The organism is Achromobacter sp. Marseille-Q0513 (assembly GCF_018195695.1).
Taxonomy (GTDB): Bacteria; Pseudomonadota; Gammaproteobacteria; order Burkholderiales; family Burkholderiaceae_B; genus Achromobacter.
This window is the reverse complement of the sequence record NZ_JAGTJY010000391.1, coordinates 1-942: the sequence shown is the minus strand read 5'-3', so window position 1 is coordinate 942 and position 942 is coordinate 1. Positions and strand designations below refer to the sequence as shown.

The 942-nt window shown below is 70.1% G+C and carries 1 protein-coding gene; it reads left to right on the top strand.

From position 1 onward, the window contains the following. A partial coding sequence (locus tag KDH83_RS30845; RefSeq protein ID WP_249205469.1) for a DMT family transporter occupies positions 1 to 865 on the top strand: 865 nt, incomplete at its 5' end. Positions 866 to 942 lie beyond the last annotated feature (77 nt).

Genomic DNA, 942 nt, shown 5'->3' with positions numbered 1-942 from the left:
GCTGCTGGTCCTGTCCATGTGGACGCTGTCCTGCCTGGACGCCAGCGGCAAGTGGGTCATGAACGCGGGCGTGCCGCTGCTGCTGCTGTCCTGGTTCCGCTATGCCGTGCATCTGGTGCTGGTGCTGGCCCTGGTGCTGCCGGCGCGCGGCCTGGGCGTGCTGCGCAGCGTGCGCCCGCGCGAGCAGCTGGTGCGCGGCGCCTCGATGTTCCTGGCCACGCTCATGTTCTTCACCACGCTGAGCTACATCCCCCAGGCCGAGGCCACCGCCATCAACTTCCTGGCGCCGCTGCTGGTGCTGTCGCTGGCGCCCTGGATCCTGAAGGAGCCCGCGCGGCTGTCGCGCTTCGTGGCGGCCGGCATCGCCTTCGTCGGCGTCATCATCGTGATCCGGCCTGGCGGCGGCCTGGACCCCACCGGCACCTTGTTCGGCCTGCTCACCGCCTGTTGCTTCGCCGCCCAGTTCATCGCCACCCGCCGCGTGGCCGGCGACGACCCGTTCACCTCGCTGATCTGGAGCGGCGCCGTCGGCACCACCTGCCTGACCCTGGCCCTGCCCTTCATCCTGCCGCCCGCGCTGCCGGTGCTGCGCGAGCTGTCCCTGCTGGACTGGAGCCTGCTGATCTCCACCGGCATCACCGGCGGCCTGGGCCACCTGTTCCAGATCGCCGCGTACCGGCGCGCGCCGGCCTCGACGCTGGCGCCATTCATCTACCTGCAGATCATCAGCGCCACCACCGTGGGCTGGCTGGTCTGGGGCCATTTCCCGGACCCGCTGACCTGGCTGGGCATCGCCGTGATCTGCGCCAGCGGCATGGGCATCGGCCTGGTGGAATGGCGGCGCGGCCGGGCCGCCGCCCGTTAGTGTGCTGTCCCGTAGATGCGTGCGCCTGACGAAATTCATCCATAGACGTCAGGGCTAGGCGCAAACCGCAGTGATAC